Here is a 22,766-nt window from a genome sequence, read left to right on the forward strand (position 1 = left end):
ACGATGCCCGCGTTATTCACCACGCAATGAATTTCCGGCTTGCGGGAAAGGAGGTCTGTCAGCCGCTCCAAGCCGGATGAGGCCGCAAAGTCCGCTTGTACTGCCGTGACGACGTTCGGACCGCCGCATTCCCGCACCAGCGTCTCCGCCGCTTCGGCATGGCGCGAATACGTAAACAAGACGGAGGCGCCTGCTGCGGCCAACCCCCGAACAATGGCCGCTCCGATGCCTTGCGAGCCCCCGGTGACGACTGCTCGTTTATTGGAAAAATCCCATTGTGTCCGGCTCATTCCTTCCCCCCGTATTCCTCTTTCGGATCTATGGTTTTGAATACGCAAGCCGCATGAAACCCTCCGTACGCGGGAACCGCTTTGACGGCGGTGCGAATGTCCCGCTTCTCCCAGGCCGCCGCCACGGGGAGCTCGATCTTCGCTCCGGACTCTTCGTAATGAAGCGTCGGCGGGGCGAGGCCTTCCTTCATGCAGCGCAGCATTAACAGCATTTCCAGCATGGCGCTTGCTCCCAGCGTATGGCCGAGATAGCCTTTGAACGCCGTCACAAGCGGCGTTGCCATCGACAGCTGCGCGAACGACCGGCGAATTTCGGCGGCCTCATACCGGTCCCAAAGCGGGCTCCCGGCTCCGTGCGGCACCAGCAGATCGACCCCGGCCCCGCCCCACCGGGCGACGGCATCGGCAATGACGGATGAGTAGGTATGCCGGCTGACGTCTGGCAGCGTGAGGCTCCAGGTGTCCTGGCCGAAGCTGCCCCCGGCGTATTCGCAAACCGCGCCGGCCCCCCTTCGTGCGGCACAGTCTGCGGACTCCAGCACGAGCGCTCCCGCTCCGTCTCCGAGGATCGAGCCGTCGCGTTTGCGGTCGAACGGGCGAAGCTCGTGTTTTTTGGATAGTGCGCCCTTGTCCTGAAGCCATAAATGTTCGGTGACATGCGCATAATCCGAGCAGGCGACGATAACGGCGTCCGTGCTGCCGGAGGCGAGCAATTGCCTCCCGAGCTCAAGCGCGTACAATCCGGAAGCGCAGGCGTTGTTCACCGTGTACGTCAACCCGTTCACGCCGAACAGCCGGGCCAGATAAAACAAATAGGGGAACGTTTGAATATGAAAAAACGAGTCCTGAAAGTGCCGGAACGATGGCAGCGCCTCGTCCGGTCCGGACGGTACGATCCCTCCGCTCCGCAGCAGACGGTCGACCAAGAACACGGTGCCCAAATTTTCGTGACCGATCACAAGCGAGAGGTTCATGCCCTCCCGTCCCGCGGAATCCGGATCAAGCCCGGCAGACCGCAGCGCTTCCCGGATCGTGACGATTAGGAGAGCCAGATCGACGTCGCCGGATAGCCCCCACTCGGCCATCGCCTGCCGCTCGGACTCGGTCAACCGGGCACGCAGTTCGCCTGCGTCGATGCCGTACACCGGATAACGGACGCTCCCGCCGACGCCCGTCTCATATGTTCGCCAAGTGACCGGCGAGCGCTGGTGAAGCACCGCCTCCCAAATCCGGTCTTCTCCGAAGCCGGACGAGGCGGCCAGTCCGGTCCCTGTCACTACCGCACGGAAGGGCGGCGTCCGGCGAGCGTCTCCTTTCCTTGCCCCCTGCCCGCTCAACGCCAACCACCGTCCGCATGCGGAAGCAGCGTGATCCGGACATCGTTTCCGGATTCGTCCGACGTCGCGATCACTGCTTCCCCGCAGCCTTCCTGCCTGATCCGGTGTACGGCGGAGACGATGGCAAGCGGCACCTCGGACGCTGCCGTAACCGCAAACGGGCGCGACTGTTCTGCCTCCGGCGCCGCTTCCGAACGAAGCGCAATTCCCGCTTCGGCATCATCGGCCGCCGGACCCAGGAGCAAAGCGGCAACCGATTCGCGTTCGTACGCGCACGGAAGCGTCCTCTGCCCGAAGGGCGGCGGGGGCAGCAAATGGACCGTGCACACGATGGCCCGGTCGGCCAGACCGAGACGGAGCAGATCGGCCGCATACCCGAGCGCCTTCAAGCCGGTGTGCGGGCCGCTGGAGATCGTCACGTTCACCCCGGCGATGCGGAAATAAGAAGAAAGATGCCCGCCGATTACATTCAACACCGTTTCCGGGAACAAAGCCGGATTCGTCCCGTTGACGCCGTAACTCTTCGCTTCCGCATCCATCGCCAGAATCGCCTCCAGATTGGTGTAGTCGGCTCCGATGACGATCGCCGTCCGCACAGGGTCCGGCTCCGGCTGCCCGGATAACGCCTCGTGAACGGCGAGACAGGCCAACTGGGACGATCTGGACCACTTCTTCATCCGCTTCAGCCGGGCGTCTCCGCTGTCCGGTACAAGAGCAGCGTGTTTCGTATCGCCGCCCCTTTCGGTTGCGGACGGCGGGCTGCCCGCAAATGCCGCGCCGAAGCCTGCCTTCGTTATGGCTCCGACGCCGAGAACCTGAACCTGCACATCGTTTGTCATGATGCGGCTTTCCCTCCTTTAGGACCGGCCAATACGATGGACGAATTGATTCCCCCGAAGGCGTAGGAATTGGACAGAACGGCCTCTACGGGCCCGGACCGGACACTGCGGTTCAAGCGGACGCTGTCATGCGTGCATAACGGATCGATGTCCTCCGTATGCAGCGTCGGCGGGAACTGGCCCGTTTCGATCGCCTTCACCGCCATCACGGCTTCGATAGCGCTCGCCGCCCCTAGCGTATGGCCGATATGGCCTTTGATCGAATTGACGGTCACCGTGCGGCCGCTGTCGGTAAACACTTCCGCGATCGCTTTCGTTTCCATCTGATCGTTCGCGATCGTGCCTGTGCCGTGGGCGCTCACATGGCTGATATCGCCCGGCGTAAGACCGGACATGGCAAGCGCCTGCCGCATCGCGCGAACCGCCCCTTTGGCGGACGGATCGGGCTGCGTGATATGGTGCGCGTCGCAGCACAGTCCGTAGCCGAGCAGCGTCGCCTTGACCTGCGCCCGGCGTTTTTCCGCGTGCTCCCGCGTCTCCAGCACAAGGACGCCGGCGCCTTCGCCAAGAATAAGCCCCTGCCGCTTCCGGTCGAACGGCCGGCACACGTCCGGCGACATCGCCCGCAGGCTTGCGAAGCCGGTAAACGCCACCCAAGAGAGCGAGTCGACTCCGCTCGCGATCATGATGTCCGCCCGTCCCAGCCGCAGCTCTTCCATACATCTGGCGATGGCAAAATTGCCGGCCGAGCACGCGTTCGTGAACGTCCATTGGGGTCCGGACAAACGAAGCAGGCGGCTTAAGTGAGCGGCAATCGTATGCGGTCCTCCGGGCGTATCAACCGGGTCCCCGCTCAATGTTTTTTCGAGAGGCTCAATCTCCCCCATCGTCGTTCCGACGCACAGGCCGACCCGGTAAGGAGACAGTCCGTCGGGAGCAAGTCCGGCGTCCTGCAGCGCCTCCTCCACGGCCGGCGTTACGATGCCCGTCGTTCTTCCCATGCCGGACACCCGGTCTTGAAAATACGCGGACGGCTGCATCCGCTTGATTTCGCACGCTCGCTTGTGGTTATGGCCGCTCACGTCGAACACGCCGACCGTACCGATGCCGCACGCGCCTTGAAGCAGACCGCTCCAGAACGTCTCCGTGCCGAAGCCGATGGACGTATGCACTCCCATTCCGCTGACGACTATTTCCTTCATTTCCATCCACCTTTGCCGTTTACTTGTTCCAAATGACGCTGAAGTCGGTCATATCGGGCGCCGGACGTTGAAACTGCTCCATGCCCCGTTCCTTCGCGACGATTTGCTCCGCCTGCCCGTTGCCGGCCTGAACGCGCCGCTTGAGTTCCTCATGCTCCGGAAATCGCTTCAGTCCGTCCTTCCAGACCTGTATGCCTTCTTTCACGTCGCCTTTCTTGACCAGCGCGTCGCCGAGCGCCGTGTAGGCTTTCGGCCAGAGCACGGGGGAACGGTCGGCGAAGCTGTGCGCCACCGCAACGCAGAACGCTAAATCCTGAATCGATTTATCGATCCGCTGCAGCCCGACAGGCCAGTACAGGTTATTCACTCCGCGGGCGTAATGAGCCATCCAATCGTACGGATTGTCTTCGAGCACCTTATCCAGCACTTCGATGGACAAGTATGACAATTGTCCGAGCGATGCCGTTCCGATCGTCGGCTCCTGCAGCCGGTCGACGAGCGACATCGCCTTTTGCAGACGCACCTGCGGCAGATCCGCCTCCTTCAGCCCGTCCATGAATTGAACGAAGGCTTCGCCTTGGCCCGCCGCCGCCATTTCGAGCCGGAGCGGCGTGCTGTAGGCCAAATTTCGCGGAACGAGCCTTACGGCTTCCTGCAAATACCGGATTCGCTCGTCCCGTTTGCCGTCGCCGTCTTTGGACAGCGAAAGCGCGTAGGCGTAAGCACGGGCGGCCGCTTCTTCGCTCATGAGCGGCAGGGCGGGCGGCTCCGGCTTCTCCCCAAGCGATTTCGCATTCCGGTACGATTTCTCTTCCTTGCTGAAATCCAACTGATACGATGTCCATGGAACGTCGGACGACACGGACGGCAGCTTGTAAGGGCTTGTCCAGGTCATATAAGCCCACAAAGCCGCGAGAATGACGATCATCAAAGCTGCCGTCAAGACGATTGACTTTTTCATCCGAGACTCCCCTCTCTGCTTCCCGCTTTTTTCCAATGCATGCTTTTAAACCGGGAAGGCGGCATGCCGACCTTTTTTTGAAACATGCGGCCAAAATGCGTCAAATCCCCGTACCCGACCGCATAGCACACATTGGTCACCGATTCGTCGGTCAGCAGCATTCGCTTGGCCAAATCGATGCGCTCCCGAATAAGAAATTCCCGGAAGGTGATACCGAACTTCTTCTTGAACATTTTCGAAAAATGCCATTTGCACACGTAGTTTTGTTTCGCTACCTCCTCCAAAGAAAGCTCGCTGTTGTCCAGATTGTCATGGATGTATTGAATCGATTTGTTCCAGTCGATCTCATGCGCGCCGGCAGACGACGTTTGGAGAGGCCGGTTCGAATCCAGCGAGAGCGACGCCAAATAGAACAGAAAAAAACGGATCAGCAGCTTGGCCTGCTTGTCGACGTGCGTAATTAAATATTGCGGAACGCCGGACGGAAGCGCGCCCCCGTCCCCTTCCGGCGGCGGCTCGGTCCGGGAAGTCATCGTAAACAAAGCCCCGCACCCTTCCTGCACGCGGGCGCTTACCTCTTCCCAATGCGTCGCGCATCGAATAGGAACGTATTCCTGCATTTCCTCGATCTCGTGCCCGACAATCGTGCCCGAACCTTTTTCATGATCGACATCCCATAAAACAATCAATCGATTCCCTCCTGCCCATGGAATAGTTGTGTTGCCGTCCTACCGTTTATGATAGGCGTTTCGTGCGCTGGCAACTCGGCTTTTCTTATCACGGAGTCGGCTTTATTAGGGAAGGAATCGGCTTTTTTCGCCATGTGGAAAATCATGCGTCCAGACGTGGGGAGACGAACGTTTGAAGGAGAGAGACGCCCGAAAAAAAAGACATCCTCTCGGATGTCTTGAGCTTGTTGAGAAAGTGGTCAAATGGAATTATAGAGGTTACGAAGGGGTGGGGTCTCCACTTCCGACCGCTGTTATCCTCGGGAAATTTGATTGGAAGCCGCTTAGTAGCGGACATTTCCCGAAGACAAAGGCGGCCGCTATCGCTTCTCCAGTGGATACCCCACCTCTGTATGCTTCTCTATTTTTGTAAAAGCTCACTTTCTCAACACTCTGAAGACATCCTCTCGGATGTCTTAGACCCAGCCCTTAATCATCACGCCCCGGACCTGAGCCCCTGCGTTGACTTCCGCCTGTGCCTTGCGGAACCCTGCGGCCTGCATCAGCTGCCGCCATTCCTCGGCGGTCCGGAAGCCGAAGCAAGGCGGGGCCTCCGGCGACGCCTGCACGTTGCTGAACCCCGGCAGTAAAGAGAAGACGAACTCCTGATGAAGCCGGCTGGCGTAATCGGCTCTCACGCATTCCGAGACCACAAGGCAGCCGCCCTCGGACAGCAGCTCTCGCAGCATGGCCAGCGTATCCCGAACGGACTCGGCACAATGAATGACGTTAACCGCATAAATGAAATCGAACGAACAGGCGGATACGCCTTGAATGCGGTTGATGTCGATTTTACGGGACTGGATCGCAACGCGGGGATAGTCCGCAGCCAACATTCCCTTCGCTTTACCCGCCAGGAGAGGGCTGACATCGGATAGCAAGTACGTGCCGATCTCCTGGGAGCGCAGCTGGCATTCGGCAAGCAGCGCCCGCGCTGCCGACCCGTATCCCACGCCGACCTCCAGCACTTTGGCTTTCCGGTCATCCGGCATTTCGTCGGCCAGCGATTCGGCGGCCCATTGATTGTGAACCGCATACAAGTCGTGGCCGTTGTTGAAATAGCGCTCCCAAAGGGAGGAGCCCTGCGAACCGAACATCACATGAAGCGGATCGGCTTTGCCTTGGACGATGGCGGGCCACCACGAAATGACGTAGTCGATAAGCCTCATCGACGGTTCGATGTTTAAATTCAAGCCCGCCGCCTGGGCCGGACGATACCAAGCATCTGGACGGACTTCCATATAATCCCCTTGCGCCGAAACGTTCAATGCTTGCTGCTGGACCAGAAAAGCCAGCACCCACCGCACATGCGGACGGTACTGCGGCAAGCAGCCGAGCCGCTGCACGGCTTCCTCTTCCGTAAAGCCGCCGCGAATCGGAACGCCGGCTGTCCTCAGCGCGCGAAGCAGCGAAAATGCCGTATAATCCGAGACGTAATCATAGGCCGCGTGGTATGCTTCGTTGAACAGAGTGGTGCTGCCGTTCGTCGTATTCACCCCGCATCGCCTCATGACGCATCAACGATCTTCTTCTTCTCGACATTGTAATCGATATACAAAAACAGCACGCAGCCTTTTTCCGTCGTCACTTCGTGGCTCTCGCCAAGCCCCGCCGTGAGAAAGTCGCCTTCCCGCATAATTTCCGTCTCGTTTAAGATCATTTCGCCCTCCAGGAGCATCGCAATTTCCCGCTGCGGATGATCGTGCATCGGGATGACGCTGCCCGGCTTCATTTTGAGCAGAAACACTCTGCGCTCCAGTTCAGGATCGTCCCACAGATAACACATTTCGGTATTTTCGTAGACGCCGGGACTCCATACCATCTTTTCCTTCGGAATGATCACATGTTTGCTCTCCATCGGCTCTGCTCCTTTTTGGACAATATCAGCATGCGGGGACTGTCCGCCTTCAGTGGGGAGAAATCGACCCCCCCGAATACGCCGGTCACCTGCAAACCGGCGTTTCGCGTCATCGCGATTAATTCGGTGGCGGCATACAACCGCACATTAAGCACCGTTCCCTTTTTCTCGCTGCCTTCGAACCAGAAGATCCGTTCGGTCCAGCGTCCGGATACGCTGTCGAATTGCCGTTCCGAGAACACCGGGCGCCCGTTCATCTCGTTCCATGTATTGCGGAGGCCCTGCAGCTTGTAATCCCGGTTCTCCGTCTCCTGCAGAAACGAACCGCCGGGCTTCAGCGCCAAACGCACGCGATTCAATATGCGCCGGTCGCCTTCTTCGTCGGCGATATAACCGAAAGCCGTGCCTACGTTCAGGACCGCATCGAATTCCTCGTCGAAGTCGAGGTCCCGCATGTCGCCGTGCAGGAACTTTACGTCGGCTCCGGCCTCTGCCGCCCTGCGCCGGGCAGCCTCCAGCAGCTCGGGGGAACCGTCGTAGCCGGTCACACGGTAGCCCATCTTCGCCAGGGGAACCGCAATTCTTCCTTGCCCACACCCCAAGTCGAGGATCGACGCAGCCGGCGGCAGGTCCAGCAGTTCCAAAATGCGCTGGACCTCAAACCGGGTTCGCTCAGGGGAAAGAATGACTTCGGAAAAGGTCAAATAGTCCGATCCGAAAAATGTATGCCACACTTCTTCACTCAATGCTTGTTCCCTTCCTTTCCTTCGCCGATTTCCATCCTCGGCCGAATCAGCTTGCCCGAGGAAGTTCTCGGCAGGGCGGATTTGATTTCGATCGCATCCGGCCACAGTCTCGCATCCCGCTTTGCCCGCAAAATGCGCCGGTACACGTCGCTGCGTTCCAAGCCCGGCTCCGTCACCAGCCAGGCGACCGCCCGCATCCCGTGCGCGTCCCGGCGGCCGAACACCATAGCTTCCGTAATGCCTTCGATGCCCAGCAGAAACGATTCGATCTCGGCCGGATGAACGTTCACGCCCCCGCGGATAATGAGATCGTCGGCGCGACCGTACACGTAGAGCATACCGCCGCGGACGTAAGCCAGGTCGGACGTGCGCAGCCAGCCGTCCTGCAGCTTGCGGCGGGTGGCCGGCTCGTCTCCGTAATAGCCCAGCATCACGTTAGGGCCCGATACCCAGAGCTCGCCCCGTTCGCCATCCGGCAGCGGTTCTCCGCCGCTGCCGGCGATCTTAACCTTCACTTGGCGCAGCGGCCGGCCGACACAACGCAGCGAATCCGCTGGGCGGATGTCGGGCTGGCAGCTGACGCGCGGAGAAGCTTCGGTCAGCCCGTAGGCGTTGCCTACGGCAGCGGAAGGAAAGGCCGGGGCGATACGTTCGTAGTGGAAGGACAGCAGCAGCTCTCCGCTGAGCATGATGCTGCGCAGCGACGTCACGTCGTACCGGTCGGCAAAATGCGCGAAAGCGGAGGCGACCGTCGGCGTCGTGCACAGCACCGTTGGCCGCTGATCCTCGATATCGCGGATGACCCGCAACGGCGAAACGTCATGCGGCTTGACGGCAATGGAGCAGCCGCAGTACAGCGCAGGCAGCAGCTCTCCCGTTATGGCGGAAGCATGGGTGAGCGGGCGCACCAGCATCAGACGGTCCTCCGGACGGAGGCCGAAGTAGCCGAGAATGTCCTTCACGTTGCTCCACAGGTTGCGGTACGTGAGCATAACTCCCTTCGGAAACCCTCCTGTCCCCGAGGTATACATAATAAGCGCTACGCCGCTCAGCTCACCGCCCTGTCGGGAAGGCGGCGTTTCCGGGACCCGGGACAGCGCGATGCGCCCGTCCGTCTCCAGCTGCTCTTGGTCGAGAACCAGCAGCGGACGAACCTCCTTCAGCACTCGCGCCGTCAGTTCGGGGCTGCGGAACGGATCGACCGGCACGACCGTGACCCCTTCGCGGAGTGCAGCGAGCAGCACGGGCACCGCCCGCCACCCGAGGAGCACATTCAGCGCCACACACCCGCCCCGTCCCGTCGTGCAGCCTAGCTTGCGGAGCGCGCGGGCATTCCAGTCGACCGTTTCGTGCAATCGTTCGTAGGTTTCCTCCCCGTCGTCGGCGTGCACAAAACACACCCCCCGGTGCTGCGCAAGAACGTTCATAAACCCGTACGTATCGAGGTCCGGCAAACTCATGCTAACCCCGATGAATGATTTGATCGAAAAATTTGGCTTCCTTGAATTCAAACAGCGACTCTTTCGTCTCGACCACCCGCGCTGCGGGGTTCAGCTTGCGGCGAGCCTTCTCCCCTTTGCGGTTCAGCAGGTAACTGTAATTCAGCGTAATTTTTTCGACACTTGCGCGCGCGTAGTGCGTAACGATCGCCCGGCGGAACGAATCCCGGGAATGATTGTCCGACGACCCGTGCAAAAGGTTGCCGTTAAAAATAACGACGTCTCCGATATCGTTGGCGAGCTCCTTCTGCTCGAAGCCTTCGGGCACTTGAATGCGTTTGCCGTAAACGTTCACCTTCTCATGAACGGACTCCGGCGAAACGATGTCGAAAACGTGGGAACCCGGGACGACCCGCAAACCGCCGTTCCGCTCGTCGGATACGTCCAGACTGACCCAGATGGCGTAAGTCGTATCCGGGTAAGCGCCGATGCTGTAGTTATCCTGGTGCAGAGGCAGCCCTTTGGCGCCCGGCGCTTTGAAATAATAGCTCGTTTGGCAGGCCAGCATCTCCTCGCCGGTCAGCGCTTCGAGCGCGTCCATCGCCCGGTTGTCCAAAATAAACCGGGTAATGATCTCATTGCCGCGGTGATAGTCCCGGAGCCGGGGATACAAGCTGTCGAACGGGCGGTTGGCCGCCTGCACGATTTTGCCGTCCGCCATTAGCTCCATCCATACCTTGTGATAAGCTTCGTTCAGCGCGCTTACGGCTTCCTCGGAAAAAAAGCGCTTGAGCACGAGATATCCTTCCTTCTCGAAAAACGCCTTCTCCGATTGCCCAATCGTTTGCTGCTCCATGTTCGTCATCTCCTCAGCACATCATATCGTGATCGACGTACGGTTTGCCGTTCATTTCACTCAGCATATGGATCGCCACGCGAGCGCCGTCTCCCGCCGTAACGGCCACGTGCATGCTCACGCCGGTGCACAACCCTGCGGCCCAAATACCGGGGACGTTCGTTCTCCCTTCGGGGTCCACTTTAATATAGCTTCGGCCTTCGCCTGATTTCAGCTCGACGCCGGCCTGTTCGGCAAGCTCCCGGCCCGGACCGGATGCGATCAGCACATACGGCGTCTCGTACACTTCTTCTTCCGTCACGACACAAAACCCCGTATCCGTCGGTTCGATAGCGATGGCCTCGGCGGTGACGAGCTGCGCCCCGCATTTTTGGGCCTGCAGCTTGCCCGTTTCGTACAGGTCGAACCCCGTCACCCCCATAACGGCATAATGATTGCCTACCCATGCCTTGCTTGTGCCGCTTCGGTCGTTATCCAGCAGCACCGTCTTCTTGCCTGCCCGGCCGGTGAAGATCCCGGCGCTTGCCCCGGCGGGACCGGCTCCGATAATCACGATGTCAACCACCATCCCGGTTCACTCCTTCCTTTGCATCAAATTCGGCATTTGTCGTGCATGGTTCTATCGTACAGCCGAAGCACTCCTCCCGGCTCGACTAAGCTTGCGCCGTTTTCGGGTTTATTTGGCAGCGTGCGCTTCCGCGAAAGGAGACCGCCGGGCAATCCGCGAGCAAGCAGGACGCCGCCCGCGGTTGACCGCAATTCAAGAACGTAGCGCGGGGACGGCATACTCGTACTTCTCCCGCACGACAAGCGGCTTTTCGTCCAGCAGAAGCACTTCCCGGGGGAGCGCATGGCTTAGAAAAAGCACCGGGCTCATCGTCAAGCCGTACGCGCCCGAAGCCAAAATGCCGATCAAATCGCCCGGCTCCAAAGGCGGCAATGTCACCCGGTCGCCAAGCGTGTCGCCGGGGGTACAGAGCGGTCCGGCAATGGTGTATTCCCGGGGCTCGCCAGATTCCCGCGTCCAGGCCCGGACCGGAAAGTTGCGCCGCATCAAGCTTCCCGCGCCGCCGGCCGCCGCATGGTGATTCGTACCGCCGTCCGTGACGGCGAACCATTTGCCCTGCGACTGCTTCGTATACAGCACGCGGGTCAAATACGTGCCCGACTCGGCGACGACATACCTTCCCGTTTCCATCAGCAGCCGGATACCGGGATGCTTTCCGGCGAACAATTCGAGAAGGCCGTGCGACTTGCGGCTGAGTTCAGGCAGGTCAAGCGGAGCTTCGCCTTCGTAGTATGGCACGCCGAAGCCGCCGCCAAGCCCGATATAATCGAGCTCCAACGCATGCTCGGCCATCGCGCGTTCGGCAAAGCCGAGAATGTATGCCATATTGGCGGCCACTGTCTCGGCGCTCAAAATCCGTGTGCCGTAATACGCATGAAGACCGGCCAGCCGTAAAAACGGGGACGCTTCGATGAGGCGTACGGCGTCGGCAACCTGTTCCTCGTCGATGCCGAACTGGCGGGCGGCCCCGCCCATCTTCAGACGCGCCCCGTGGATCGCCGCCTTCGGGTTGAAGCGGACCCCGACGTCAGCCCGTACCCCTTTTCGCCCGGCAAGACGGTTCATCAGTTCAAGCTCTTGGAGCGATTCGGCCACGATGTACCGGACGCCCAGCGTCAGCAGACGATTGAGCTCGGCTTCGGTTTTCCCCGGACCGACGTACAGAATACGGCGCGGATCGGCTCCCGCCGTCAGGGCGATGTCCAGCTCCAGCGGCGAGCACAGCTCCAGATTCGCGCCAGCCTCGTAAATATGCCGCACAACCGTGGTGTTCGGGTTCGCTTTAATCGAATAAAATAGCGATACCGACGGATGGAGATGACGGCGGAGCGCATCCAACCGTTCCCGGATCACGCCGAGATCGTAGACATACAGCGGCGTACCGAACCGCTCCGCACAGTCGCGGAGCCGATCGCCGCGCTCCGAAGATACGAACATATGCCCATTTCCCCCTTAATCCATCAATGAAATGATTGGCTGGAAAGCCGTACCCCCGCAATCGTCTGAAGCCGCTTGCAACATTGCTCGTACCCGTTCAGACATTCGTCCCGGGAATTCCCGATCATCGCCGCGTACAGCCTGCCCGGTCCGCCCGCCTCCCCGCTCATGCCGGCAGGCGCAAACGCGCAGACGAAGATGCCCCGGCCGCCGCGTTTTGCGTAAAGCGACTCTCCCAGCGCATCGCGCAGGACGGCGAACGGAAACGGCGCGACGCTCGTGAACGGCACGGCGCGGATCAACGCATACCGGCCTTCGGGAACGTGCTCGCTCAGCACGCGCGTGTGATACGTGGACATATTCAATCTCGCGTTGATTTCTACGCACGGGTAGAGCGTTCCGTCCGACCCGACCATCGCGTCCACGCCGACTACGCCGTAATACCCGTCATACGCCAGCTCCCGGCCGATGGTCGCTGCCGTGTCGGCCAGCTCGCGCTCCGCTTCCGGCCGCAGCGTATGCGGATGCAGATGTCCCTGATGAACCCCTCCGCGCACCAGGGCGGTCAGCACGCCGAGCATTTCCGTTTGTCCGTTTTTCCCCACCAAAAACTGATAGTTCACATCGGCGCTTTTGGAAATCCACTGTTCGACAATGAATTCCGCGCGGGCGTAGCCCCGCTTGTCCGCCGCTTGACGCAGCATACGGAGCGCCTGCCGGCAGCGGGCTTCGTTCTCCAGCAGCAAAATGCCCTTGCCCGACACGCCCATCGCATCCTTGAGCACGAGGGGCGTCCGGAGCAGCAGGGGCTCAAGCTCGTGCAGCGCCCGTTCCAGCTCATCCAGCGATAGCGCAATGCGGCCTTCCGTCTGCCTTATGCCCAGGCGCGCGCAGAGCCGGCGCGAGTACACCTTGCTGTTGACGCGCCGGGCAACGGCAGAGAGCGGAGTGGCAAGCGGAAGTCCAGACTTCCGCGCCAGCTCTTCCTCCAGCGGCGAGACGCCGTGCGGCATTAGCCTGCCGGACGAGGCCTTCGTCCATGCGCAGATCGTCTCGAGAGCCGAATCGTTTTCCAGCAGCGAACGTGTAAGCGACAGCTCCTCTTCTCCGCCGGCCGCGACGAAAGACGGCGTCTTCCAGCCCAGCTCTGCCAAATAAGCGAGAAAATCCGGGTCCGGCGCCTGCTTCAGCAGCACCAGGTCTTCGGGGGCGGCGAGCAGCAGCGCAAGCTCCGACAAGCTGTTATTCAACGCTTCCGAAGCGCGTCCGGGCAAGCCCGGAAGCCCGAGGACATCGGCCCGTTTCCAATCGCGCTCCACTTCAAAATTGCCGAGCCACGCCAAGCTTGCGCCGGCCGGCCCCCATCCGCAAGCGCGGGCAAGCTTCGTCCGGAAAGTCTCCATCGCTTGTTTCCTCCTTTCCGAGTAACCGTTGTATCCGTAGCATAAGGTCCGGACAGCTAGCCCTGAAGCCTTGCCGAAGGAACCCGCTGGACCAAAATGCAGCCGACTCCCCTCGCAGGCTCGGCCATGTGAAGCAGCGCAAAGCGGGTCGCGCCAGAAGCACGGAACGAGGCGAGCCCGTAATATGGGGCCGCCGTCGCCAGGTTCCGGTAGTCCGGCTCGCAAAGGACGTGTTCGTACCGTCCGCGCAATCGGTCGACATAGCCCGGGGCCACAGCCTGCGTCAAAATCGTCGTCTCGGCCGCATCGATCCCGCACATCCGCAGTGTATCGTCCATCAGCTCGCAGGCGTCCTCCGCCAGCTCCGATACGCTCAAGCCACCAGAGGGAAGCGCGTCGCGCTGCGCGATGCCGTAGGCGGCCACCCGCAGCTCCCCAGCATGGGGGGACAGTTGGAAAGCCGCGATGGCATCCGCTCTGATATATGAGGAAGCGAATTCCGGCTCCTGCGGATCGGCCGCCTGCTCCAAGCAAGCGACCCAGACGCACCGGCGCACCGCTTCCGCCCAGTCGACCGCCATAATCGAGCCCAGTGGCCCGGCGTCGGCGATAGAGAACGTCAAGGCGCTGTTCAATTGCAGCGCCTTCTGCATGGACAAGGCGGCATTGATCTTATCCGTCAGCGGGTAGGACTCGTAGCAGCAGACCAAATAGTCCGGCTGCTCCCGGGCAGAAATCCGCGCAAACAATTCGGGCGCATATTCGCACGGCTCCCGGTCGAAGAAGACGGATTGGCCGCCGGTTCCGTCCAGGTGCGCGATGCCTCCCGCAGACGCAAGACCGCTTCCGCCCTGCAGGGCAAGACGATCCGTCTGCGGGGCTGCGTGCTCGCCAAGGCCGTAGGCCTCAGCTATTTCGCGGTACAGATGATGTTCGATCGAAGTCAGGGGCCGTCCGTGTCCGTACCGGTTATGGACGGCAGGCCAAGACAGGCGGATCGTTCCCTTTTTGACAAACCGCACAGCCGATCACCCCTCCATTGCCGAGACTGATCATCGCGTAGTAATCGCCGGGACGGAGTTTCCCCTCCAGCGCGAGCCGGGCATAATTGACCGGCAGATCGCACGTGTTCAAATGCCCCGACACCGACGGTCCTTCCGTGTAGAACAGCTCCGGCGAAATTTTGAGCAGCACCGCCAGCTGCCGCCACGTCTCCTGCGTAATATTGTTCGGAATGGCGACCTTGAGATCACCGAAGTCCAATCCGGCATCGGCCAGCGTCCGGCGGATCACTTTGGCCAGATTGACGAAATAAAAATAATTCGGTACGTCATCCGCCCGGTTTTTCAGCTTGCCCTGCTGCAGCGTGCGGATATCGGTGACGCTGCGGACGGCAAGCACGCGGTCGCCGCCAAGGCGCTTGCCGAGCAGCGAAGCGGCGCACGCATCGCCCGTGATCAGAACGCCGCCGCCGTAGCGTTGGCCGGGAAGCAGACACTTCTCCACCGTCAGCAGGACGACCGCCGCCTCGTCTTCCGCAGCCTCCAGCAGCTTGCCTGCAGCGTACATTCCCATCAGGTAGCCCGAACAGAGCTGATCCCGCAAGGAAAAGCATACCGCTTGCCGGAAGCCGTACTTGCGCCGCAAGCTTCCGAGAACGTCCTTGGTATACGGGAACGAATAGTACAGATAGGGCATGACGACATACCGGACGCGCTCCGGATCCACGCGAAACCGGTTCAAAAGCGCATGCAGCGTCAAATCCAGCATGTCCGGTGACGGCAGCGCCTTCTCATAGGGCACCGACGCCATGCCCCGGCCAAGCAGCGACGCCGCTTCGTTTTGCGAAAGAAGCCCTTGGTCCGCCAAGCTCTCCACCGTCAGCCGTTCCTCCGGCACGTAAACCGCCGTCCCTCCGATAACCATCGAGTTCCCCATGCGCGCTTCCTTTATTGTCCCAGACGCGCTACGTAATCGTAGACGTCGGATACTTTTTCCATTTCGTAGAAGTTCAGATTCGCGTCCAATATATCGACGTTCATGACCATTTCCAGCTCAATCAGCACTTCGACCAAATTCGTGGAATCCATCTCCAGCTCCACGAATGAAGATTCCGGCGTGATCCTTTCCTTTCCACTGATCGTTCGAATGATATCAAGCAAGGTATCGATTTGCAGCATTCCCATTCACCTCATCGCAAGGATTTGTTGACGAGCAGCGATTCAATCGTATCGGCGCCGCGCCGGTTAGATGCCTGGCCGTCCACTTTGGAGGACAGTCTGCGAATGTTCTCTTTTTCCCGCCCTCCGGCCAACAAGCGGCAGACGGCTTTTTCCAGCGCCTCCGCGCTCATCCGTTCCGGTTCGATCGTCTCCGCTATTCCGAGCTCCGTACAGCGGGACGCTGCCCACGCATGGTCCGGGCCGAGCGGAACGATAACGAGCGGGACGCCGTAGCGGATCGCTTTTTGCAAGGTGCCGCAGCCTCCGTGCGTAATAATCAGATCGGCCTGCGGAAACAGCTGGTCGTGATTCGGCACGGTCGTCACCCATTCCACGTTGTCGGCAAGGGGCGTCTCTCCGGCATAAGGAGCATGGTCGGAGACAAGCAGACGGCCGGGCCGCCCGGAAAACGCCCGCAGGGCCGCTTCCACGTACGTTTCGGTCGTCTCGCGGTAGCCGCTCCGGTCGGCGGACGTGGTGCAGACGACAATGCACGGTCCATCGTGCCCGCGAGCCCTTACCAGCCGCGTTCCGGCATCCGGATCGGGACCGTAGGAGCACGGACCGATAAAGACCGAGGACGGCGGAACTTCGTCCGGAAACGGATTCAGCTCCGCCAAAATCATCATCAAATGCGCGTCCGGCGACAGCCCGGCCAAATCTCCCCGGGTGCGCACGAAATCCGCAAGCGGCGGCAAGCCGATGCAAGCCCTCGCTTCGTTGGCCGCTTTCTCGAACATGGTCCGCATGCGCGCGTTGACATGCGGCACGCCCGGCATGAGACGGTCCGGCCAGAACGCCGCCGTCATGTAGCTCACCCACGGCACGCCGCGTTTTTCGGCGATATAGGCCGGTGCGCACAGCCCGGAATCGCAAATCATAAGGTCAAACTCGACGGCTTCCAGCACAACCTGCATTTCAAGCAGCGTCTCGGTGACGAACTTTTGCGGATACTTGCCATGTCGGATTTCGCGAAATTCAAGCCCTGCCTCCTCGATTAGCAGACGGAAGGAGGCCGCGGACAGCACACAAACCGAGTGCCCGCGCCTTTGAAGCTCGGTGCCCAGCCCGAGCGCGGGAACGAGATGACCGAGCAGCCACTGGCTGACAATAATGATGCGCGCCATGGTCACTCCCCCCGCCACGTATCCAGAGGCTGAAGATCCGGAGGAAGGAACAGGCCGTCCTTGCGAATCAGCTCGTCGTCGAAAAACAATGCGCCGCCCCCGGACGCTTTCGTTTGCGAAAGCACCAAATCCCAATGCACCGAAGATTCGTTGCCGTTGTCCGCCATCGGGTACGCTTGGCCGAGAGCAAGGTGCAGGCTGCCCCGCATTTTCTCGTCAAAGAGCACGTTGTTCATCGGCCGGTCAATGTGAGGATTCAGTCCGATCCCGAACTCGCCGATTCGCGATGCCCCTTCGTCGAGTTTCAGCACCGCCTGCAGCCGCCCGGTCCGTTCGGCAACCGAGCACGACGCGTCCGTCACCACCCCTCGGCGGAAGCGGAGACTTACGTTTTCATAGACAATGCCCATGTACGAGGCGGGCACATTGAAGGTGATGATTCCTTCGGCCGAATCGATGCGAGGAGCCGTGAACAGTTCCCCGTCCGGCAAATTGAAGCGCCCGTCGCAAACCATATGGCCCATGCCCCGGATCGAGAAGAACAGATCGGTTCCCGGTGCTACGATGCGGACCCGGTCCGTGCGGCCGAGCCGCTCGCAAAGCGGCTGCGCCAGCTCGGCGAACCGCTCGTAATTCAAGCCGCAGGCACGGTAATACAGCCTGGTGCAAGCGTCCAGACTCATTCCCGCGAGCTGCGCCATGCCGACCGTCGGACTGCGCAGCAGCACCCACCGTCCAAGCCGCGCCATCGCCATTTGCTTGGGCTGCAGGTAAGCGCGCACGTAACGGTCGTAGCGGTCCTCCGGGACGTCGGTCATTTCATAAATGTTATCGTCGGCGCGAATGCCGACGTACGCATTCATGGTACGAAGCCGCTCCCGGTCCATCTCGGCCCACTGGATAAGCTGCTCCTCCGTACACCCGCCGATCAGGCTTTTTAAGTGCCGTACAGGCATCACGTTCAAATGCGGCCGCGCTCCCGCTTCACAGGCCGCTTCAATCATTGCTTCCGTCAAGGCTTCCGCGCGTCCGACGACATCGATAAGGACGCTTTCCCCTTCCCGGAGAGCAAGGGAATGGGCCATTGTCTGCCGGGCCAGCCGCTGCATTGCCGAATCGGTCATGGCCGTCCCTCCAGCAAGCGCTCCAGCCCGTCGAACAGCTGTCTTTCCGCTTCCAACGCCTGACGCAAATACCCTGTCAGCCTGCTCCCGTAAGACTTCTCCGGCTGGCGCTTCCATTTCATGAGAACTCCCATCGTATACGACCACTGGTTGCAGGCTTCCGTCAGCGGGCCGGTCCACCGGGAATCGAGACACACCTTGGGAATGACGCCGCTGCCCGCCGCCGTTTCCCACAGCTTTCGCAGCCGCCGGAAATAATGGATGTCGAATTCCAGCTGATCGAGCGATGCCCGAAGCTCGTCGTCCGGCAGCGCTTCGACCGCAGCGACGAAGTCGGCCAGACGGTCCAGCCCTCCCTGCCGCAGCATCTGTTCCACCGAAGTGCGCGCCAGTCGCGCGAACTGCACCTCTATGGATGCGGCCGCTCCGGCATCGTTCCGGCGGACAATGGCAGCGCCGCTTCCCCCGGCGGACTGAAGGGCGGGAAAGAACACATCACTCGGAATACGCCCGATATAACCGTCGAAATAAGCCGGATCGCCGGTATCGTCGATGACGGTCACGTGCGTCCCGTCATCCTCGATGAGCAGCGCCCAGTGCACGACGTCATGCTTTCGGTAATAGGCGGAGAACGGCACCTCGAAGGCGTTGTAATAAATCAGACAATAGCCCTCCGCGTCATAGACGGAACAGACCAAGTGCCGCAGTTGATCGGTCGAGAGGGACGGGAAACGGATCGCAGACCAGCCGTTTTGCAACATCGGCTCGCTGCGCCTCAGCAGCAGGCCGTCGGTCCGGCAATCGAACGCATTCAAGAAGGCGGGGATCGGATTACGCTCTCCCTGCCACTTCATAATTTCCAAAATACACAATTGACGGCAGTCCAGATTGCGTTCGCACAGACCGAATTCATCTGGAAACCGCCAATCGACTTTGGGCCGCTGCCGTATATACCCGGCAAGCGTAAGCGGCTCGCTCATAAGTTCACCTCAGTTCCATTGGATCCGGTCCGTTTGATCCGGCTCGGTTAATCCCGCCGCGCCCGCACGGGCAAGCCGCGCAGGAATGCGAGCATTCCCCCTGCCCGCGGAGGACAATGCCGGCGATGATCTCAATCGCCTGATCCATCGCAGCGGGATGCTGGAAGTAATAAACGACTCCGTCCAGCAGATGAACCTCCGCTCCCGGAACCGCCTTCCATTGCTCAAGCGCTTCGATATCGCGTTCCCCGCAGACGACGGCAATACCGGGACGACCGGCTCCCGGCAAATCTTCCTCGCTCAGCGCATCCAGCTCGTCCAGCATCGCCCGGCCGATGCATTGACCGTGCAGGTACAGCAGATGCGCGCCGAGCGAGGCGAGATATCCGACTTGATCCATGTCGAAATCGCTCAGCGTATAGTAGTCGTAGCCTGGCACCAGCAGTTGCGAATCCACGCTCCCCTCCCGCGCCAGCGCATTCAGTGCGCCCGCATCCAGCAGCTCTCCGGAACGCGGAAGAGGCAGCGCGGGCGGCGACAGAAGCACCGGCTTGCACGTAATACCGGAGCGCTCCTCCCAAGCGAGAGCGGACCGCAGCGCAACCACGGCCCCGAGCGCGTTGCCGACGAAGAAGATCGTATCCGGCCGGTGCCCCGCGGTTGCCTCCTCCACCACTTCGAGTGTGTCGCAGACCATGGACGAAACGGTCGTTTGTCCGAGTTCCCCGGCGCTATCCCCATGACCGCGGTAATCAAACTGCACGACCCATGCGCCGGAAGCGGCCAATCTTTTGCGCAGATTGGACAACAAATAATTTTTCTCGCTCATCGCCTGGCCAAGTCCGGGCAGCGTGACGATCAGCGTCCGGCGTTCCTGCGCTGCCGGCTCCTCCACCAAGCCGACGATGTCACGGCTGCGGCCAAACCGGACTTGTCTCCACATCGCGTATCCCTCCTTCGCCCGTCTCCGACGCCCCCAGCTCCCGCTTGAGCCAATGCCCCGTCACGTCCATAATCCGCTCTTCGAACAGTCTGGACGTAAACAGATGTCCGGCTCCTTGAACCGCGCATACCTCATGCTCGGCGTCTCCCCGGTAAATCGCATAGGAATCGGTCCGCACCTTCTCGAATTCCTCGCGGATAAGCGGATCGTCGTCTCCATAAACAAGGAGCGACCTTCCCTCGTAGGCGCGCAGCACCGCTTCCTTGTCAAGCTCCTGCAAATCGCGGTAAAACTCCATTGAAATCCATAGGCCGGCCCAAGGCATGACCAGCTTCTCCTTGTTAAGCGCATGCCGCGTAAACCGGGGGGGTTTGCCGCTTGGATGCGCACCGCCGAATTCGTAAAACAGCGGACTCCACAGCACCACGCGGTCTACGCCCGACCGCTCGGCGGCCATAAGGGCGATCCGCGCTCCGTCGCTAAAGCCCAGATAAGCCATTCTTCCAGAATCCAGCTCCGGCCTGCGCCGCACCTCGTCCCACGCTTTCAGCACGTTCGACACTTTTGAGGAGGTCGTCATGTCGTAGTAGTGCCCGTCGCTGAGCCCAAGGCCGCAATAGTCGAAACGCAGCATCGCCACGCCTTCGTCCGCAAGCCGCCTTGCCAATTTGACCGCGAGCCGGTGCACCTCGTAGCGCTCGCCGTTTTTGCCGGGACAATAAATGACGACGGGAAAAGGGGGAGTCCCACGGGTCGGCAGATGAAGAATGCCCGCCATCCGCCGGTCTCCGTCCCGCAGCTCGACAAACTGCTCGCCGTTCAATCCGCATCGCCTCCTTTCACGAATTCCACGAACGCGCGGACGACTTTCCGGCCGTCTACCGTGCCTTCTGCGGCAAACACCACCGACCGGCGGTCCTCCCGAATTCGTTTCACGGCGTACGTTACCGTGTCGCCGGGCCGCACCGGCTGCAAAAAGCGCGCTTTCATGTCTCTCCTCCCTCCGCCTTCGGCAATTCCCCGTTCCATCAGCAGCCCGGCCGCCTGTACGATCCCTTCCAGCAGCAGCATGCCCGGATAAATGCTGTAGCCCGGAAAATGGCCGAGCACGTAAAAGTCGCTGCTCGATACATGCTTGCGGGCGATGACTCCGTCTGCCTCCGAGCACTGCACGATCGTGTCGATCAATACCCATGGTTTACGGTACGGGAGTACGTCCTCCGCTCTCATGGTCCACTCCTTTCGTCTCCGGCCCCCTCCGCCACCGCGACGCACAGCGTAGCCGTCGCCAGGACGCCGCCGTCCGCCCCGGACATCGTCCCGGACAAGATCGCCTGCGAGCAGGTCATGCGGATCGGCCGAATGTCGTAAAGGAGCGGCTCCCGCCAGCTTGCTTCTCTTCGAACGGACGCTTCGGCCTTGCCGAGCAGCGGAATTTCGCCGGGCGACAACGGCTTTGTCTCCAGCTGAACGAACAGCACGGCGGCTTGGGCCAGCCCCTCGATCATGACCGTGGACGGAACGGTCTGCGTATAGCCGTACATGGAACGGAGCGGTTCCGGCCTGAAGCGGGCCTCCAGCCGCTGCCCCGGTTCATAGCGGGTCACCTCGTCCACAAATCGAAACGGATATTGGTGCGGCAGGAGCGCCGCTATCTCGTCCGGACTCCGGCTACGGCCCGCATCGGGGTTATGGCTCACGTCGGCTCACCACGCGCACCAGCTCGGAAACGGTCGTATTCGAATCGATTTCCAGCATGCCGTCAGGTACCTCGATGCCCAATTCTTCTTCGAGCAGCACGATCAGCTCCATATAACGAAGCGAATCGAATCCAAGGTCGAACAGCTTGCTGTCCCGTCCGATCTCGCTCTGCGGGAGAACGCCGCAGCCTTCGCTGCTGAGCAGCCGGATCATTCGTTGTTCTACGGTCACGGTTTTCATTCCACCTGCTTTCTTTTTCACCCGGAATATGTTGTTGGTTTCATTCTGAATTATAGCCGCCCGGTTCGCCGCGCACTCGGCTTACGATGCGCCGTAAAGCTCGGCGGAAGCCGAGTGCGGCCGAGGCGCATTTTACATAATGAAGAAAAAAAGGAGTTGAGCCTATGCGCGCAAATCACCGCACCGCCTCGCATAGCACGATGCACATCGAAGCTGCGCCGGAGCAGATCTGGGAAGGTCTGGCGACCGCCAGGGGCATGAAGACGTATTTAACCGACGAGGTACACGCGCCGAACGAACATATCTCGGAGGGCGACGAAATCCGGATCGTGATCGGCGACATGATTAACGATGCCGTCTGCCTGGCCAGCGATCGGCCGCGCTTGTTCCGGCTCAAGGACCGTTTTCGTTCCCTTCTCGCGGACGATTCCTACGTCGAATACGAATTGGTCACGACGTTCCGGTTGGAGGAAGAGGAGCATATGACGCGGGTGACCGTCGAGGTGGACGGCTACGACGAAACCAGCGAGCTGCACCGGTGGGTCCGCGAATGCGGAGAATTCGGATGGAAGCAGTCGCTGTTTAATTTAAAGCTCGTGTTGGAGCTCGGTCTGGACTTGAGATACGACGTATTCGGCTATCCCCGGTTCGGCGTCTGCAATTATACCGCTACTCCGGCTCAGCTTCGGGCGCAAGGGCTGGACCCGGACCGCGTTCAAGGGAATTATTTGATGGAGGTGTTTCCCGAAGGCCCTGCCGCCCGGG

Annotated in this window: 26 protein-coding genes; 1 reads left to right on the plus strand and 25 read right to left on the minus strand. The window is 60.7% G+C overall.

All coding sequences use genetic code 11. The annotated features are described in order from the left end of the window. The 25 genes from QJ48_RS22065 to QJ48_RS22195 form a co-directional block, all read right to left on the minus strand. On the minus strand, positions 1 to 290 hold a 290-nt coding region (locus QJ48_RS22065), incomplete at its 3' end, for an SDR family NAD(P)-dependent oxidoreductase (RefSeq protein ID WP_157261717.1). Continuing rightward, a complete protein-coding gene (locus QJ48_RS22070) occupies positions 287 to 1,627 on the minus strand; it encodes a beta-ketoacyl synthase N-terminal-like domain-containing protein (protein WP_082420630.1) in 1,341 nt (446 codons plus the stop codon). The genes QJ48_RS22070 and QJ48_RS22065, both read right to left, overlap by 4 nt. Then, positions 1,624 to 2,466 (minus strand): beta-ketoacyl synthase N-terminal-like domain-containing protein, encoded by an 843-nt coding sequence (locus QJ48_RS22075; protein ID WP_054975658.1) that lies wholly within the window; start codon positions 2,464 to 2,466, stop codon positions 1,624 to 1,626. Before QJ48_RS22075 ends, QJ48_RS22070 begins: the two co-directional genes overlap by 4 nt. Next, on the minus strand, positions 2,463 to 3,668 hold the full coding sequence (locus tag QJ48_RS22080) for a beta-ketoacyl synthase (RefSeq protein ID WP_054975659.1): 1,206 nt from the start codon (positions 3,666 to 3,668) through the stop codon (positions 2,463 to 2,465). The genes QJ48_RS22075 and QJ48_RS22080 overlap by 4 nt, the downstream gene beginning before the upstream one ends. 19 nt (positions 3,669 to 3,687) lie before the next feature. After that, positions 3,688 to 4,629, minus strand: a complete 942-nt coding sequence (locus QJ48_RS22085; protein WP_054975660.1) for a hypothetical protein — start codon at positions 4,627 to 4,629, stop codon at positions 3,688 to 3,690. Beyond that, entirely contained in the window at positions 4,626 to 5,318 is a 693-nt protein-coding gene (locus QJ48_RS22090) for an AraC family transcriptional regulator (protein WP_054975661.1), read from the minus strand. The genes QJ48_RS22085 and QJ48_RS22090 overlap by 4 nt, the downstream gene beginning before the upstream one ends. Before the next feature lie 455 nt (positions 5,319 to 5,773). Beyond that, positions 5,774 to 6,853, minus strand: a complete 1,080-nt coding sequence (locus tag QJ48_RS22100) for a class I SAM-dependent methyltransferase (protein WP_054975663.1) — start codon at positions 6,851 to 6,853, stop codon at positions 5,774 to 5,776. An 11-nt stretch (positions 6,854 to 6,864) separates the two neighbouring features. Further along, complete coding sequence (locus QJ48_RS22105; RefSeq protein ID WP_054975664.1) at positions 6,865 to 7,215, minus strand: cupin domain-containing protein; 351 nt, start codon at positions 7,213 to 7,215, stop codon at positions 6,865 to 6,867. Then, positions 7,197 to 7,961: a class I SAM-dependent methyltransferase gene (locus QJ48_RS22110; protein ID WP_054975665.1), complete on the minus strand. Its 765-nt coding sequence runs from the start codon at positions 7,959 to 7,961 to the stop codon at positions 7,197 to 7,199. The genes QJ48_RS22105 and QJ48_RS22110 overlap by 19 nt, the downstream gene beginning before the upstream one ends. Further along, positions 7,958 to 9,421, minus strand: a complete 1,464-nt coding sequence (locus tag QJ48_RS22115) for a class I adenylate-forming enzyme family protein (RefSeq protein WP_237763013.1) — start codon at positions 9,419 to 9,421, stop codon at positions 7,958 to 7,960. The genes QJ48_RS22110 and QJ48_RS22115 overlap by 4 nt, the downstream gene beginning before the upstream one ends. A 1-nt stretch (position 9,422) precedes the next feature. Beyond that, a complete protein-coding gene (locus QJ48_RS22120) occupies positions 9,423 to 10,256 on the minus strand; it encodes a phytanoyl-CoA dioxygenase family protein (RefSeq protein WP_054975666.1) in 834 nt (277 codons plus the stop codon). A 13-nt stretch (positions 10,257 to 10,269) separates the two neighbouring features. Further along, positions 10,270 to 10,824 carry an FAD-dependent oxidoreductase gene (locus tag QJ48_RS22125; RefSeq protein ID WP_337589636.1) on the minus strand — a complete coding sequence of 185 codons (555 nt, stop codon included), beginning with the start codon at positions 10,822 to 10,824 and terminating at the stop codon, positions 10,270 to 10,272. 192 nt (positions 10,825 to 11,016) lie between these two features. Then, entirely contained in the window at positions 11,017 to 12,261 is a 1,245-nt protein-coding gene (locus QJ48_RS22135; protein WP_054975668.1) for a type III PLP-dependent enzyme, read from the minus strand. Between the two features lie 23 nt (positions 12,262 to 12,284). Further along, positions 12,285 to 13,664, minus strand: a complete 1,380-nt coding sequence (locus tag QJ48_RS22140; RefSeq protein WP_054975669.1) for an ATP-grasp domain-containing protein — start codon at positions 13,662 to 13,664, stop codon at positions 12,285 to 12,287. Between the two features lie 56 nt (positions 13,665 to 13,720). Further along, entirely contained in the window at positions 13,721 to 14,686 is a 966-nt protein-coding gene (locus QJ48_RS22145) for a hypothetical protein (RefSeq protein ID WP_054975670.1), read from the minus strand. Further along, positions 14,634 to 15,602: a 3-oxoacyl-[acyl-carrier-protein] synthase III C-terminal domain-containing protein gene (locus tag QJ48_RS22150; protein ID WP_054975671.1), complete on the minus strand. Its 969-nt coding sequence runs from the start codon at positions 15,600 to 15,602 to the stop codon at positions 14,634 to 14,636. Before QJ48_RS22150 ends, QJ48_RS22145 begins: the two co-directional genes overlap by 53 nt. A gap of 11 nt (positions 15,603 to 15,613) precedes the next feature. Then, positions 15,614 to 15,844, minus strand: a complete 231-nt coding sequence (locus tag QJ48_RS22155) for a phosphopantetheine-binding protein (RefSeq protein WP_054975672.1) — start codon at positions 15,842 to 15,844, stop codon at positions 15,614 to 15,616. Positions 15,845 to 15,855: 11 nt separating this feature from the next. Then, on the minus strand, positions 15,856 to 17,013 hold the full coding sequence (locus QJ48_RS22160; RefSeq protein WP_054975673.1) for a glycosyltransferase: 1,158 nt from the start codon (positions 17,011 to 17,013) through the stop codon (positions 15,856 to 15,858). A 2-nt stretch (positions 17,014 to 17,015) separates the two neighbouring features. After that, positions 17,016 to 18,137: an aminopeptidase gene (locus QJ48_RS22165; RefSeq protein WP_054975674.1), complete on the minus strand. Its 1,122-nt coding sequence runs from the start codon at positions 18,135 to 18,137 to the stop codon at positions 17,016 to 17,018. Next, the gene (locus tag QJ48_RS37030; protein ID WP_054975675.1) at positions 18,134 to 19,117 is read right to left on the minus strand and encodes a hypothetical protein; all 984 of its coding nucleotides are present in this window, start codon (positions 19,115 to 19,117) and stop codon (positions 18,134 to 18,136) included. Before QJ48_RS37030 ends, QJ48_RS22165 begins: the two co-directional genes overlap by 4 nt. Before the next feature lie 4 nt (positions 19,118 to 19,121). Continuing rightward, positions 19,122 to 20,060 (minus strand): alpha/beta hydrolase, encoded by a 939-nt coding sequence (locus tag QJ48_RS22175; RefSeq protein ID WP_063858141.1) that lies wholly within the window; start codon positions 20,058 to 20,060, stop codon positions 19,122 to 19,124. Then, complete coding sequence (locus tag QJ48_RS22180) at positions 20,026 to 20,883, minus strand: alpha/beta hydrolase (RefSeq protein ID WP_063858142.1); 858 nt, start codon at positions 20,881 to 20,883, stop codon at positions 20,026 to 20,028. Before QJ48_RS22180 ends, QJ48_RS22175 begins: the two co-directional genes overlap by 35 nt. Further along, a complete protein-coding gene (locus QJ48_RS22185) occupies positions 20,880 to 21,290 on the minus strand; it encodes a 3-hydroxyacyl-ACP dehydratase FabZ family protein (RefSeq protein WP_054975676.1) in 411 nt (136 codons plus the stop codon). The genes QJ48_RS22180 and QJ48_RS22185 overlap by 4 nt, the downstream gene beginning before the upstream one ends. Beyond that, entirely contained in the window at positions 21,287 to 21,760 is a 474-nt protein-coding gene (locus QJ48_RS22190) for a 3-hydroxyacyl-ACP dehydratase FabZ family protein (RefSeq protein ID WP_054975677.1), read from the minus strand. The genes QJ48_RS22185 and QJ48_RS22190 overlap by 4 nt, the downstream gene beginning before the upstream one ends. Continuing rightward, the gene (locus QJ48_RS22195) at positions 21,750 to 21,992 is read right to left on the minus strand and encodes a phosphopantetheine-binding protein (protein WP_179223637.1); all 243 of its coding nucleotides are present in this window, start codon (positions 21,990 to 21,992) and stop codon (positions 21,750 to 21,752) included. Before QJ48_RS22195 ends, QJ48_RS22190 begins: the two co-directional genes overlap by 11 nt. A gap of 173 nt (positions 21,993 to 22,165) precedes the next feature. Here QJ48_RS22195 and QJ48_RS22200 point away from each other — a divergent pair. Then, positions 22,166 to 22,766, plus strand: a 601-nt coding sequence (locus QJ48_RS22200) for an SRPBCC domain-containing protein (RefSeq protein WP_054975678.1), incomplete at its 3' end; no start/stop codon positions are given.

The sequence above is a fragment of the Paenibacillus sp. A3 genome (assembly GCF_001399685.1).
GTDB lineage: Bacteria > Bacillota > Bacilli > Paenibacillales > NBRC-103111 > Paenibacillus_G.